We start from the raw sequence: 14,698 nt of genomic DNA, 5'->3' as shown, positions 1-14,698 counted from the left end.
CACGTTAGATTGGCTTCAGGCGAAAGGACATTGGGGTAACAAGCGCAATGAGCACATACTCGGCCTCAGTTTTCTCACGGGCGTTCAGTGTGGGACTGGCTGCACCAGCTCTTTCCGCTGGACGGCAGCTGTTGTGGCTGTCCTGGCTGCAACGCGCCGGTACGGCCCATTGCGGCTTGCTTATTGGCCAATATTTCGCAGCGGCTGCAAATAGCTCATTTTGCCGCCTTTTGCTCCATGCTGTCTGCCGATTTTCCGGCGCGCTCGCCGGGCACACGTTCACTCACGTGAGCCGCTCGCAGCCACTGCCGTGTCGGTGCAAAAACCGAGAGGGGAAGTCATGAACGATTCAGACAATGATAGAAATGGACAATCTGACCCAAGCCGCCGGAATGTTTTGCGGGCCGCTGCTGCGGCCTTAGCCATTCCCGCAGTCGCGCGATCCACGAGCGCCTTTGCCCAGGAGAAGCTCGTCGGTACCGGCCAGGTAGTGGCGTATTCAACGGGTGGCGCGTTTACCCAAGGCGTTCGCAAATACGTCTACGAGCCCTTTACCCAGGCAACTGGAATCAAGGTAGTCGATGTGATCGGCGATCTGGCCGAGCCTCAAGTCAAGGCGATGAACCAGGCGGGGCGTGTTGATTGGGATACTGCCTTTATACAAGGATCCATTTTTCCCACCATGGACGCAGCGGGCATGTTCCTACCGATTGACTACAGCCTTTGGGACGCCGAATCCCTCGAGGGCATACCCCAGTCGGTCCGTCTCAAGAATGCAGTTCCGGACATCGCATCGGCCAACTTGATCACTTACGACAAACGGGTGTTTGGAGATAATGGTCCAAAGAGCTGGACGGATTTCTGGAATGTCAACGCTTTTCCGGGGCCGCGTGGCCTTGGCGGCCTGCCCTCAGCGGCAAAAAACGCCATCGTCATCGCTTTACAAGCCGATGGGGTGCCAAAATCAGACGTCTGGCCGCTGACCGACGAGAAGATCGACAGGGCGCTAAAGAAGCTTGATGAACTCAAGCCGCACATAGCGAAATGGTGGACGGCGGCTGGCGAACCAAATCAGCTGCTTCTCAATCGCGAGCTCGTAATGACAAGCAACTTCGACGGTCGGGCGATCAGTGCAATCCGTCAAGGTGCACCAATTAAGATGGTTTGGGACGGTGCATACGTCAATTACACGTATTGGTCAGTGCTGAAAGGTGGTCCGAACAGTGAAAACGCACAGAAGCTGGTCGCTTTCGTCAACCGAGCCAGAATTGCCGCGGGCTTTACGTTAGGAACAGGGTACCCTGGCCCAAATACAAATCAGCTCAAGCATTTGCCTTCTGATCTCGTTGCGCTGCTGAGCGTCAATCCAGAGAATTCGTCGAAGGTGGTGCACGAGGATTCCGGTTGGCTTGCCGTCACGCGCCCTGACGGCAAGACGAATCTCGAGCACCTCGGCGATCGATGGCTGGCGTGGCGGGTGCAGTAATGAAATCCAAACCGACATCAGCTCGCCTCTTTTCTTGGGGGGCGAGAATTATCCTTAACCTGGAAAACGCACATAGGCGTTTCGCCACTGACCGCCCTTTGCGCCGCCTCTCCTGATGGAGAGGTGCGGACGAACTCATCTCGGAGCAATGAAAAGCGGCTGAAAGGCAGAGACGCGCCCGAGGAATCCAAGGTGGTCCTCTGGCGGATTTATTCATAAGCCGTGTGCAGGCGGTCAGTTCGATCGAAGCTCCGCGAGTTGCGTGGCAGAGCCAGTGCGTCCGAGCGGCCATGATTCGTTCTGCGACACGCTGCAAGTGATCCAGAAACGGTGGGATGGGCCGACGTCAAAACCGCGGGAAGGCGCTTCATTCGCAGGAATTTCCGCCTTCATGGACGAGCTTTACCGCTTTTATGCGTCGGGCTCCTCTACGATCCGCACGTTATCTGGTTCTTCATCACGCGAACAAGTGCCCTAAACGCGACCGGCACCGCTTGGGATGCTTGAGCCCAATACTGCGGTCATTGGTGCAATCGATATTACACACTTCAACGGAAGCTGTACCGTGAGAGAAAGGAGGCCTTAGTATGGATGAACGTCCTGTGCCGATCATTAATCGCCGCCGCGCCGTCAGTCTGATCACGGCCGGGCTCGCGGCACCTTTCGTCAGCCGATGGGCGGGTGCACAATCGGCTTGGCCAGAGCAGAGCGCCGTCCCCGAGATCCTCAAGGGTTCGGGCGAAGTGCGCATCGCCACTTGGGGTGGCGCATTGCAGCAGGCGGAGCAGAAGGCTTATTTCGAGCCGTTCGAGAAGCTGACCGGGATAAAGGTGCGCGCCCTTCCCGGCGCCGACCAGGCCAAAGTCAAGGCCATGGTTGAGACCGGCAACGTCGAATGGGACATCGTACAGCTCAGCAACGGCTCCATCATGAACCTGATGAAGTCCGGCGATTACTTTGAGAGGATCGACTACTCCCTCGTCGACGATGGTGTCGGCAAAGAATACCGATCCGAGTATGGGCTGGAAATGTTGGTCTGGGCCAGCGTGATGGCCTACCGCAACGATGCATTCAACGGGGCCGCGCCTACAAGCTGGGCCGATTTCTGGGACGTCAGAAAATTTCCTGGCAGCCGCGCCTTATACGGCATCGGCTCTGAGCATCCGGAGTTGGAGTTCGCTCTAATGGCGGCCGGCGTACCCGCTGACAAGCTCTATCCGCTCGATGTCGACAAGGCTCTGGCCAGCTACGAAAAGATTAGAAAGAGCGTGACGAAGTGGTGGACTACCGGTGCTCAGCCGCCGCAGATGTTGACCGATCGCGAGGTCGTCATGACCACGGTCTGGAACGGCCGGATGGCGGCATTGCAGGAGCAAGGCGTGCCGGCAACTATTTGCTGGAATCAGGGCGTGGCTCGGCGTGACGGTTGGGGGGTTCCTAAGGGAGCCAGGAACAAGGCCAATGCCATGAAGTTCGTGGCCTATTCAACTATGGCAATTCCGCAGGCGCGTTTCGCGCTCTCCATACCATATGGCCCGGTTAATGAAGATGCCTTTAAGTATATCCCGCCAGAGCGAACCGCCCTACTGCCAAGCGCGCCTGAGATCAAGAAAAAGCTGATCTCGTACAACTACGATTGGTGGATTGCCAATCAAGAAATGGCTGTCACCAAGTTCAACAAATGGCTGTTAGGCTGATGCCTTCTTTCCCGGTTCCAGCCCTGCGCTGCATCGAGCTTAAGTTGAACTGCCGCTTGGAGGGAAGAGCTGCGTAGCTTACCCGGGCTCATTGCCAACGCAAAGCGGCGGCGCCAACGGCCACACCCGCATCTGCAGTCACGGGTCCCTCTCGCTTCCCAAGTGGACGTCGCGCCGGGACGGGTAGCGATATTGCCAGCTGCGCCTGGATCGAAAAGCGTTGTGTCCCATCAATGTGAAGAGTGGCCGGAGAATCGCGAGGCAACCGCCAATGAGATTCAATAGCCCTTGGAGAAGTTCGTTGTCGTCGTCAAGTAGTGCTCTAAGGCTACCCCAGAGGGATCTTATGAACGAAGCGTCGGGCCCTTCGGCTCTGCCTAAGGGCGATGGTTGTCTTCGCGGGGCTTCGGTGTCGCTCAGTGACTTGGAGAGGAGTTACGGTGGAGTCGCAGCTGTGGCCGGAGTATCGCTTGATATTCAATCCGGCGAATTCCTCACGTTGTTGGGGCCCAGCGGTTCAGGCAAGACGACGACGCTCATGATGATCGCGGGCTTCCAGGCGCCCAGCAAGGGCGATATTGCCATTGACGGTGTATCGGTAGTCGATACCCCGCCTTATCGACGCAACATCGGCATGGTGTTTCAAAACTACGCCCTCTTTCCACACCTGACCGTGGCCGAGAACATCGCCTTTCCCCTGAAACAGCGTCGTGTTCCGAAAGTAGAGCGGGCACGCCTGGTGGCGGAGGCGCTTGAACTCATGCATCTGCCCGGCTATGGCGGGCGCTATCCGCGCCAGCTTTCCGGAGGGCAGCAGCAACGCGTGGCAGTGGCGCGTGCTCTGGTCTTTAAGCCGCGTCTATTGTTGATGGACGAACCATTGGGGGCGCTCGACAAGCAATTGCGGGAGAATCTTCAGCTTGAGATGCGCCGGCTGCACGCAGAACTCGGCATCACATTCATCTATGTGACTCACGATCAAGAAGAGGCGCTCACCATGTCGGACCGCATCGTCGTGATGAACGACGGGAAGGTCGCGCAGGTCGGACGGCCGGAGGATCTCTATGACCGGCCCTGCAATCGATTCGTGGCTAGCTTCATCGGTGAGTCCAATTTTCTTCCTGCGGTTGTGCGCGGTCTGGAAAATGACATGGTCGTTGCGGAGTGCGGGGGCGTGCTGCTGCGAGCCGCGACCTCACAGCGTCTGGAAATCGGCGCGGAGATTACGTTGGCAACCCGTCCGGAGCGGCTGCGCTTCGCCGAACAGCTTGCCGAGTCCGATGCGATCAACCGCATCGCTGTTACGGTGACCGAGTCGGTGTTTGCCGGTGAGCGTTGCCGGTACCTACTGAAGACTGAGAACGGGGCCGCCATGGTGCTCAAGGAAGTTTCCAGTGCCACGGTCCGCCGCCGCGACGTTGGTGATCGCGTGGAGATTGCTTGGTCGGTCGCGGACACGATCATCGTATAGGGTTGTCCAATGTCTGACTCGAGCATGACGCCATCCATGCGCATCTTAGGTGGCCGATGGGAGTGGAGCAGGTGGAGGCGCGACATACCATGGCTCACTCCGCTGCTGTTCGCAGCGCCGCTCCTCCTCTACATGGCCGTGTTCTACGCCATTCCGGTCGTGTCCATGCTGCTGCGCAGTCTTAACGATCCGAAATGGTCGCTGGACCACTATGCAGCGTTGCCAGGTGACGTCGTTTTCCTCAAGGTTCTCTGGATCACGCTCAGCACGTCCTTAATCGTGACGCTCGCCACCCTGATGTTGGCGTATCCAGTGGCGCTTGCTCTCTCTCTCGCCCGATCAACCGCGCCCTTGATCCTGATTGTGGTCCTGCTGCCATTTTGGACCTCGGTGCTGGTGCGGACCTACGCCTGGATGGTGTTGCTCGGCCGTCACGGCATGATCAACGAGGCGCTGATGGCGCTCGGTATAATCGAACAGCCGCTCCGGCTGCTCAACACGACGCTTGCGACGGAGATCGCAATGGTTCACATTTTGTTACCCTATATGATCCTGCCGATTGCCAATGCGCTGCGGCAGATTGATCCCTCGCTGGCGCTGGCTTCCTCTGGTCTCGGCGCCACACCCTGGGGCACCTTCCGGCAAGTGACGTTTCCCTTGTCGATGCCAGGTGCTGCGGCCGGAATGCTGCTGGTCTTTGTGCTGGCGCTCGGGTTCTACATTACCCCGGCCATGGTGGGCGGCTCTCGTGATATTACGCTCTCGATGCTGATTGCTCAGGAAGTCGATCAACTCCACTGGGGTTACGCCGCCACTCTTTCCACATTGTTGCTGGCGGTCGCGCTCGGCCTAGTCGCCATTGCGCAACTCCTGCCAGGCGTTGGCAACACCTTTAGGACAAGCAAGTGATGAGTGCTGTCCGCTTCGTGCCGCCGTTGATCGTTGCGCTCATCCTGCTCTTCCTTGCTCTTCCGATTGTTGTGGTGTTCGTGCTCTCCTTCTCCTCGGCGGCGTATCTCACCTTCCCGCCACCGGCTTTCGGCTTCAGGTGGTATAAGGCGTATTTCGGGGATTCTGATTGGCTTGACGCAACTTGGCTTAGCCTCTGGGTGGCGGCAGCTGTCGTGGCGCTTTCGACCACGCTCGGAACGCTTGCTGCGATCGGCATCGTTCGCCTGCCAAGACCTATACGCATATTCACAACCGCACTCGTTCTTTCACCGCTGGTTGTGCCGGGAATAGTCATCGCGATCGGTGTATACTACGCTTTCTCCCGCTACGGGCTGGTCGGCTCGCCGATGGGCATCGTGCTGGCGCATACGTGCTTGGCCGTGCCGTTTGTCGTAACTAGCGTCAGCGCCAGCCTCGCTGCAATTGATCCCAAGCTTGAGCATGCGGCTTTGAGCCTAGGCGCGACACCTGGTGCGACCTTGTGGCAAGTAACTTTGCCCCTGATCCGGCCGGGCGTCCTCGTCGGCGCGCTGTTCGCGTTCATCACCTCCTTCGATGAGGTGATCATAGCGCTGTTCTTGTCTGGTTCTGGCGCTGTCACGCTGCCGCGGCGCATGTGGGATGATCTGCGCTTTCAGCTCAATCCCACGATCGCGGCCGTATCGACGCTCACGATAATTCTGACAGCGTTGCTGCTCGCCATCGCGCACTTGATCCGCAGGCGCACCGAGCAACTGAAGAACGAACAAAGCTAAGCATGATCCTAAAGCCCGGCTTTGGTCGCACGATCCGCAACTACATTGGGTTGAGGCAGTGACTTGGAACGGCTGATTTGACTGTGATCAACTGCACCAGTGTATTGCCGAAAACGGGCAAGGGTGCACCATCCTTGTCCTGGAAATTAGGCTGCTGGATTGCGAGCCGACCTTCCAAGCTGAACGCGCCTGACGCGCAGAGAGCAATTCGAGTCGCTTGGTAGCATCCGACGAAGAACCTCGACTAGCGCTAAGATCATCTTTTCGCGCGCAAGAAGTCGCCTCTGAGTGTGAGGCCGCGTGACGATGAGTGTTTGCGCCTTAGTCATGACCGGTGCGCCGGTTAAACCAGTTTTTTGAGTGAAGCGCTCCAAAGAGTCAGAATTGTTCGGTTCAACGCACAATTGCGGCCATGCGGCGGTCCAAATCGGCTGAATCCAGCGCTGTCAGCGGATACATATTTTCCTGAAAGAGAAGCCTTTCTTGGCCGCTAGGTCACGGAGGTCAAGACCAGGGAGCTGGAACAGTGAGCCAACCGCAGGCGCCTAGTACACAGGTGTCGCCGCGATCCTGGGCGCGTACGGCGTCGGTCAAGAAGATCGCGGTCTGCTCTTCTATGGGCGCGGGGGCGGAAGCGCTAGTGCGCGCGGGGGAGGAAAGAGGGGCGATGCCGGGCACGGACAATGCCTTTGTGGAGTTTTCTGGCGTTCAGAAGACGTACGACGGCGAAACGCTGGTCGTTAAGGATCTCAACCTGGAAATCGCTCGAGGTGAGTTTCTGACGATGTTGGGGCCTTCCGGCTCTGGCAAGACAACGAGCCTCATGATGCTCGCCGGCTTCGAGGCGCCGACCCAGGGCTCGATCCTCCTGGCGGGTCGCTCGATCGGCAACATGCCGCCCCACAAGCGCGACATCGGAATGGTCTTCCAGAATTACGCGCTGTTTCCGCATATGACCGTCGAGGAGAACCTCGCGTTCCCACTGAAGGTTCGCAAGCTTGGGAAGCTGGAACGAGAGGCGAAGATTAAGCGGGCGCTCGACATGGTTCGTCTGGGTGCGTATCGCGGCCGTCGGCCTGGCCAGCTTTCCGGCGGCCAGCAGCAGCGCGTTGCACTGGCCCGCGCGCTCGTCTTCGATCCCACGCTAGTGCTGATGGACGAGCCGCTCGGCGCACTGGACAAGCAATTGCGCGAGCACATGCAACTCGAGATCAAGCACATCCACGAGGATCTCGGCGTCACTGTGGTCTATGTCACGCACGATCAGGGCGAGGCGTTGACGATGTCGGACCGCATCGCCGTGTTCAACGACGGGGTCATCCAGCAACTCGCGGCGCCCGCCGAACTCTACGAGCGGCCGCAGAACGCTTTCGTCGCCCAGTTCATCGGTGAGAACAACCGCCTCCACGGCAAGGTGGTAGCGTTGCATGGCGCGACCTGCCAGGTGGAGATACCGGGCGCCGGCAAGGTGCAAGCGCTGGCCGTCAATGTCGGCGGGGTTGGCAGGTCGACGGTGCTGTCGCTGCGGCCAGAGCGTGTGAAGTTGAATCCGGCGCCAGGCTCGCTGCCCAATGCCTTCAGCGCGCAGGTTTCGGAAGTGATTTATCTGGGCGACCACGTACGTACCCGGGTTTCGGTCTGCGGTCACGACGACTTTGTGATCAAGCTGCCGAATTCGGAAGGCACGGTGCAGGTCGAGCCCGGCGCGGTGATCACGATCGGCTGGAAAACTGAGGATTGTCGGGCGCTCGATGCGTCATGACGGACGACCAAGGGCCCACGTGGGGCTCGGCTGGACTTCGGCAGCGCTGCCCTCACTAAGGGGGCGGCATAGAGGGGGAGAGTGCACGATGAGAACGTCACTAACGATCGCGAGCAGCCTGGCCGTCATCGGCTTGACAGCGGGCATGTTCGCAGCGACGACGGCCGCCCTTGCGGACGACCAGCTCACGGTCACTGCTGGCGGCGGGTCCTTCCAGCAGGTCCTGCGCAAGGTCATTTTCGAGCCGTTCTCAAAGGCGAGCGGGACCAAGATCACTGAAGCTGAGTACGACTACACTCTCGGCAAGATCCGCGCCATGGTCGAGACCAAAACCGTGAGCTGGGATGTGGTTTACGCCGGCGACTCGGGCACCCGGCAGATGTGTGCGGAGGGTCTAATTGAGACTATCGACTGGAAGAAGCTTGGCCTCGACCGGACTAAGTTCGAGGGCGGCGAATATAGCGACTGTGGAGTTCCTGCCGGCATCGCCGCCTCTGTCGTTACCTACGACAGAGACAAGCTTCCGAACGGCCCGAAGACCATCGCCGATTTTTTCGACCTGAATAAATTCCCTGGCAAGAGGGGACTACCTAAGACTCCCCAGGTCACAGTTGAATGGGCTCTTATCGCAGACGGAGTGCCTATCGGCGACGTCTACAAGGTACTCAACACCCCGCAGGGAATCGATCGGGCATTCAAAAAGCTCGACACCATCAAGAAGGACATCGTCTGGTGGACGTCCGGCGCCCAGCCGATCCAGCTTCTCGCCGATGGCCAGGTGGTCATGACCGATGCTTGGAATACCCGAATCTATGATGCGGTCAAGAACTCCGGCAAGCATTTCGAGATGGTGTGGGACGGCGCCGTAACGAACGGAAACGCTTGGGTGATTCCAAAAGGTACGCCACGGCTGGACAACGCCTACAAGTTTGTTGCTTTAGCCGGTTCGGCCCAGACGCAAGCCGACCTAGCTAGCTATACTAGCCAGGGGCCGGGCAACAGCGATGCCCTCGCACTCATCGATCCTGCCGTCCGTCCCAACATTCCGAATGATCACTCGGGTAGTGCTCTCCCGAGCAATTTAAGCTTTTGGAGTGAGAAGGGCGATGAACTACGCCAGCGCTTTAACGCTTGGCTCGCGAAGTAAAGCCGTAGCAGAAAGAAACTGCCGCGAGGAGCGCTTCCCTCTCCTCGCGGCACCAGCGCAGACAAGTCAAGGAATAGTCAATGTCGACGACGGCCATCCAAATTGGCGGTACCTTCGAAGGCATACCTCTGCGTCTCAAGCTTCGGCGCATCGAGCGCCGGCAGAAGTTGAAGGCTCTCGTTCTCGTCCTTCCGCTGCTGCTGTTCATTCTGGTCGCCTTCGTTCTTCCGATTGGCCGGATGCTGTTCAACGCCATCCACGATGATACACTCTTGACTCTGGCGCCGCGGACAATGACGGCGCTAAGAGGATGGGATGGCAAGGACCTGCCGGGCGAGCCTGTGTATGCCGCACTGGCTGGTGACCTCAAAGAGTCTTGGACCCGGAAAACGGCGGCCACTATAGGCAAGCGCATTAACTACGAGCTGCCCGGGTCTCTCAGCGAGGTGATATCTAGCGCGCGCAAAGCGAGCTTGATTCCCGCTGGTCCCTACCAAGAGGCATTGATCAAAATCAGTCCGCTCTGGGGCCGGCATGACGTCTGGAGCCTACTAAAGCGTGGAACGTCGGCCTACACTGGCTACTACCTGCTGCGTTCTGTCGATTTCGAGTATGGCCCAAACAGCCAAATTGTCGCCTCACCGCCGGAAAACAGGATCTTTCGGGACGTCTTCTTGCGTACGCTAGGCATCAGCAGCGCCGTAACCGCAATAACCCTGCTGCTCGGCTTTCCTTTGGCCTTTCTCCTGGCGACATTACCGCGCAAGTCCAGCAATCTTCTGATGATCTTAGTCGTGCTGCCGTTCTGGACATCAGTGCTGATACGGACCACGGCCTGGGTCGTGCTGCTGCAACAGCACGGCATTGTCAACGATACCTTGATGGCGCTGCATGCCATCTCCCAACCGGTAGAGCTCATCTACAATAGGATTGGGACTGTCGTGGCGATGACCCATATCCAGCTGCCGATAACTCTCCTGCCGATCTACAGCGTTATGCGAACGGTATCGCCGAGCTATGTCCGCGCCGCTCGCTCGCTCGGCGCTGGACCGTTCTACGCGTTTTGGAGGGTCTACTTCCCTCTAACCCTGCCGGGCATTGCCGCCGGATGCCTGATGACCTTCATCCTGTGCCTCGGTTATTACATAACCCCGGCGCTCGTCGGGGGGGCAGCTGACCAAATGGTTAGCTCTTTTGTAGCCCACTACACAAATGAGGAACTTAACTGGGGCATGGCGTCTGCGCTTGGCACCATTCTGCTCACTACGACGTTGCTTCTCTACTGTTCCTTCAGCAAGCTGGTCGGGGTCGACCGCGTCAAGATGGGGTGAGAACGATGGCCGCCTCCGCCTATGCCACTCCTTTAGAAACGGTTTGGTACTACGTCCACCGGCTGCTCTGCGGGGCAGTACTGTTCTTTCTGATTGCGCCGATCCTCGTCGTCATCCCGCTCTCATTCAATTCCGTACCCTTCTTCACCTATCCAATGGCGGGGTTGTCCCTGCGATGGTATGAGGAGTTCTTCCTGACCGTCCGATGGCAGGGCGCACTTCACAATTCGATTTTTATCGCCGTCGCCGTGACGATTCTGTCGACGGTTCTAGGCACGTTAGCGGCGCTCGGGCTCAGCCGACCGCATTTCCCCTGGCGCACGGCGGTGATGAGTGTGCTGATCTCGCCCATCATAGTACCAGTCGTGATTACCGCGGTCGGCGTGTATTTTTTCTACGCCGATGTCGGCCTGCTCAACACCTTTGCTGCACTGATCCTGGCGCACACTACGCTGGCTACGCCCTTCGTCATCATCACCGTGACGGCAACGCTGGCGGGCTTCGACCACTCCCTGACCCGCGCAGCCGCAGGGCTCGGTGCGCCGCCGTCCACTGCGTTCTTCAAAGTTACAATGCCCCTCATACTTCCCGGCATGATCTCTGGAGGGCTCTTCGCCTTTCTCACCTCATTCGATGAGGTTGTGGTCGCTCTTTTTGTTGCCGGTCCGGAGCAACGCACCTTGCCAAGGGTCATGTTCTCCGGCATCCGCGAGGAGATTAGCCCTACCATCATTGCTGCTGCCACGGTGCTGATCCTGTTCTCTATCGCCGTGCTGATCACTGTCGAGCTGTTGCGGCGGCGCTCCGAACGCCTGCGCGGGATTCGCGAGCTCTAATTCAGGATCACATCAATATCGAAGCGGGAAGGTGACTCGAAACGCCCCGCGGCCGAACAACCGGCAATCGATCCGCTTTTCGACGGTTGGAGAACGAAACCGCAAGCGTCGATGCCCACCAGAGCTATGACTACCATGGTCTAAATGGACCTCCAGACACATCGGTCAAATTCAGCTCGAATGGACTTCGACTCTGGAAACGATGCCGGCTCATGGCCAAACGCCAACGGAATTGCGCGTTGTGCGGAACACAACCACGATAGGCATCTGCGCCGAATGAAGAAGCGCGTCTGATCCACGCGCAGCTCCAGTAGAAGCTGACGACATTCCTCTGCCAGGAAGCGTTAGCTCCCTCAGCTTGGGGGGATTTATCGCAGGCGAGTGTTCCATCCAGCAGCTCGGTCCAATGAAGGCGAGGGCGCTCGGAAGTGGCTGAAGGCATGATTCCTCGAATTGCGCGCGCTGCAAACCTTGATCCGGCTTGCGAGCTGATCACTATCGAACTGCCCAGCGGAGACGACTTCATCGAGGCCCGCTGGACAGTGTTGAAGCCGGGCGCGACGCCGCAACCCGCTTCCTTTCAACTACCGATTTCGGAGTTCCACACCGATCATTGAGCTAGCCGACCCATCAGTGTGATCGCGTTATCAGGTATTGACGGACTTCGGCCACTATCGAAGACCCGTCTGCCCCATCCAACCATGGCACGCCTGTCGTTGTGGCGGTACCCTGACCTCCGTGTGGGATCGACCGGTTGCCCCAAGCTGATCCTCTCGGGTCATCTGCTGAAGGAGCTCGATCGGGCTGCAGACAGACATGGACGCGCTCTGTAAGCAATCGGTTCGCCGTCTGCGGACCATGGGCAAGCGCATGTTACAGTTCAGAATGCTGCTCGCGTTGCGATTTCTGCGCCAGTTTACTGTATGTGGCGGTCGCAATACGCCGTTTTTCGTAACAAACCTCAGCTATTTTGTCGGGGAAATCGGGTTGGGATAACTGCTATCCCGCCTCTTTAAGCGCAAGGGGATCAAAGTGAACACAGAATCCGAACCGTCGCCCACCGGCTCCTCAAAATCCGACGCCGAGTTCGATTCCTTCGGTTCTATCCAAACGAATGTGATCGATGGCTTCACCCTCGCTGCGGTCGGCGACGTCATGATGAGACGGCCTCACACCGTTGTTCAGTCGTGCACCTTTAGTCCTGTCAGCAAATCCTTGCAGGACGCTGACGTCGCCTTTGGAAATCTTGAGACAAGTATAACAGACCTGAAGACCTCAAAGGGGCATCCCATCGTAAACGGGGACGCCTATCACGTCTCAACACCCGCCGTGGCCCCTGACTTGAAGGCCATAGGTTTCAATCTTATGGCACGTGCGAACAACCATACCTGCGACTGGGGGATCGAAGGTATGCGGGAAACAACAGAGATGCTCGACCTCGTCGGCGTTGCTCATGCCGGTGTAGGTGAAAATTTGGCTCAGGCCGGAGCCCCAAGCTTCTTGGAGACCCGACGCGGCCGTGTTGGCCTGATCTCGTTGACTACGACCTTTCCTCCGGCCTGCCGGGCTGCCGATGCAGCGGGTCAGGCGCCGGGCCGCCCAGGCCTAAACGCACTTCGCCTAACGCGAAGTGTTGTAGTGCCGCCAGATATGCTGCAAATCCTGCGACAGATCAGCAAATCGCTGCCCGACGCAGGACAGGTCAACGAAAACCCAGATCACGTCCTACTGGCTGGCACCACCTACCGCGCCGGAGACCGACCAGGCTATAGCTTTGAGCCTAACGCTCACGACGTGAAGAGGATCTTGAAGAACGTTCGTGAGGGCAAGCAATCTTCAGACTTTTTGGTTGTCGCAAACCACGATCATTATCCAGGGAACTGGAGTGAGGTCCCTGCAAACTACGCCCAAGCATTTTCGCACCAAGCAATTGATTTCGGAGCCGATGCGATCATTGGCCACGGACCACATATCCTGCGAGGCATAGAGATCTACAAAGGGAGACCGATTTTCTATAGCTTAGGGAATTTCCTCTTTGACAATCTGAACCCCGTCGAAGGCGCAGACTATTTCGAGCACCATGGTTGTGATCCAAGCAAGCACACCGTTCCCGACGTAATAGCAGCGGCGATGGGCGAGTTTCGGGACGCCGTGTTTTTCGAAAGCGTTGTAGCGGTGAGTCGATTCGTAGAGAATCAGATCAAAGAAATCCGGCTTTTTCCCATCGAGTTGAACTTCACGAAACGATTTGCAGATCGAGGTGTGCCGTCTATTCCCTCGCTCCCGCACAGCAAAGCCATTCTCGAGCGTCTCCAAATGCTTTCTGAACCGTACGGGACCCACATCGCTATCGAGAAAGGAGTTGGAATCATAAGGCTCTAGAGCGTTAGCCCATCAGACTGAATCGTTTGGGGATTGTACGAAGCAGCTGCCGCGGCGTGAGGGTAAGGTGGCGTAGATCGCCTCCTGGCTGAGAGGATGTGGGTGTTGGAGCCCATCCCCTCAGACAGGAGTATCGAGATGGCCGATTTGAGCCCTCTTCGCCGCCGCATGAATCGAAGACATGACCGTCCGCAATCTGTCGCCTTCGGTGATTCCAACTAAACCGCCGGGACAAGAGGCCCGCGGGCGCGGCATTGCGGACGGTATTCCGGTCAGCGGCCCGCGAACCGGTTTGGAGGAAGGCCTGCCAGGGTGAGCCACTGGCGCACACGCGAGCGAGAACAAGGTGATGCTGAGCCGCGAGCCCGAGGCGGCGATCGCAAGTCTCATCGGATTGACGCTCATCAGGCGACAATGATGGATCTGCTCAAGAGCACGCCAGATCTCACGATCGAGGAATTGCGTGATCTTTTAGCAAACAAGGCCATTCCTTTGGCTGTGGCACGATCCCCCCCTTCTTCGAGCGCCACAAGATCGCGTAAAAACGACGGCCCGTTGCTCGCGCCATGTTGGTCGATGCCCAACATTCGTCGATGAGGACGAGCCGGCTCCGACGTGGACACGAGACCAGCGATCTCATTGCGCACTCGGCCATGGGCGAAAGTATTCCGCTGGTGTGCCAGGACGGGGCCCAACACCAAGGCTGCGTACCGGTTTTTTCTGCAAAGACCGGGTCAGTGAGGCGGACATTCTGGCCTGCCACTTTCAATCGACGCGTGAGCGCACGATTGCCACTGACGGTCCTGTTCAAGTGCTCCATGACACGACCGAGTTCAGCTATCAAAGAGAGAACTCAGACGCGATCGGGATCACCAAGAGC

At 58.1% G+C, this 14,698-nt stretch carries 11 protein-coding genes; all 11 read left to right on the top strand.

Going from position 1 to position 14,698, the window contains the following annotated elements; all coding sequences use genetic code 11:
- Window positions 1-340 precede the first annotated feature (340 nt).
- The 11 genes from AC0L3J_RS31750 (at window position 341) to AC0L3J_RS31700 (ending at window position 13,818) form a co-directional block, all read left to right on the top strand.
- A complete protein-coding gene (locus AC0L3J_RS31750) occupies window positions 341-1,486 on the top strand; it encodes an ABC transporter substrate-binding protein (RefSeq protein WP_473349656.1) in 1,146 nt (381 codons plus the stop codon).
- A 587-nt stretch (window positions 1,487-2,073) separates the two neighbouring features.
- Window positions 2,074-3,183: an ABC transporter substrate-binding protein gene (locus AC0L3J_RS31745; protein WP_085384554.1), complete on the top strand. Its 1,110-nt coding sequence runs from the start codon at window positions 2,074-2,076 to the stop codon at window positions 3,181-3,183.
- Window positions 3,184-3,637: 454 nt separating this feature from the next.
- Window positions 3,638-4,654, top strand: coding sequence for an ABC transporter ATP-binding protein (locus AC0L3J_RS31740; protein ID WP_473349655.1), 1,017 nt, complete (start codon window positions 3,638-3,640; stop codon window positions 4,652-4,654).
- Between the two features lie 132 nt (window positions 4,655-4,786).
- Window positions 4,787-5,563 carry an ABC transporter permease gene (locus AC0L3J_RS31735; RefSeq protein ID WP_473349654.1) on the top strand — a complete coding sequence of 259 codons (777 nt, stop codon included), beginning with the start codon at window positions 4,787-4,789 and terminating at the stop codon, window positions 5,561-5,563.
- On the top strand, window positions 5,563-6,360 hold the full coding sequence (locus AC0L3J_RS31730; RefSeq protein ID WP_473349653.1) for an ABC transporter permease: 798 nt from the start codon (window positions 5,563-5,565) through the stop codon (window positions 6,358-6,360). Before AC0L3J_RS31735 ends, AC0L3J_RS31730 begins: the two co-directional genes overlap by 1 nt.
- Window positions 6,361-7,027: 667 nt before the next feature.
- Window positions 7,028-8,122: an ABC transporter ATP-binding protein gene (locus tag AC0L3J_RS31725; protein ID WP_473349652.1), complete on the top strand. Its 1,095-nt coding sequence runs from the start codon at window positions 7,028-7,030 to the stop codon at window positions 8,120-8,122.
- An 88-nt stretch (window positions 8,123-8,210) separates the two neighbouring features.
- Window positions 8,211-9,269 (top strand): ABC transporter substrate-binding protein, encoded by a 1,059-nt coding sequence (locus tag AC0L3J_RS31720; RefSeq protein ID WP_473349651.1) that lies wholly within the window; start codon window positions 8,211-8,213, stop codon window positions 9,267-9,269.
- 80 nt (window positions 9,270-9,349) lie between these two features.
- A complete protein-coding gene (locus tag AC0L3J_RS31715; protein ID WP_473349650.1) occupies window positions 9,350-10,600 on the top strand; it encodes an ABC transporter permease in 1,251 nt (416 codons plus the stop codon).
- A 5-nt stretch (window positions 10,601-10,605) separates the two neighbouring features.
- Window positions 10,606-11,436, top strand: a complete 831-nt coding sequence (locus tag AC0L3J_RS31710) for an ABC transporter permease (RefSeq protein ID WP_473349649.1) — start codon at window positions 10,606-10,608, stop codon at window positions 11,434-11,436.
- A gap of 428 nt (window positions 11,437-11,864) precedes the next feature.
- A complete protein-coding gene (locus tag AC0L3J_RS31705; protein ID WP_473349648.1) occupies window positions 11,865-12,053 on the top strand; it encodes a hypothetical protein in 189 nt (62 codons plus the stop codon).
- A 415-nt stretch (window positions 12,054-12,468) separates the two neighbouring features.
- Entirely contained in the window at window positions 12,469-13,818 is a 1,350-nt protein-coding gene (locus tag AC0L3J_RS31700; protein WP_473349647.1) for a CapA family protein, read from the top strand.
- Window positions 13,819-14,698 lie beyond the last annotated feature (880 nt).

The sequence above is a fragment of the Bradyrhizobium sp. Kon37 genome, from assembly GCF_055807535.1.
The sequence above is the reverse complement of the archived record's forward strand: the minus strand, read 5'-3'. Positions and strand labels throughout refer to the sequence as shown.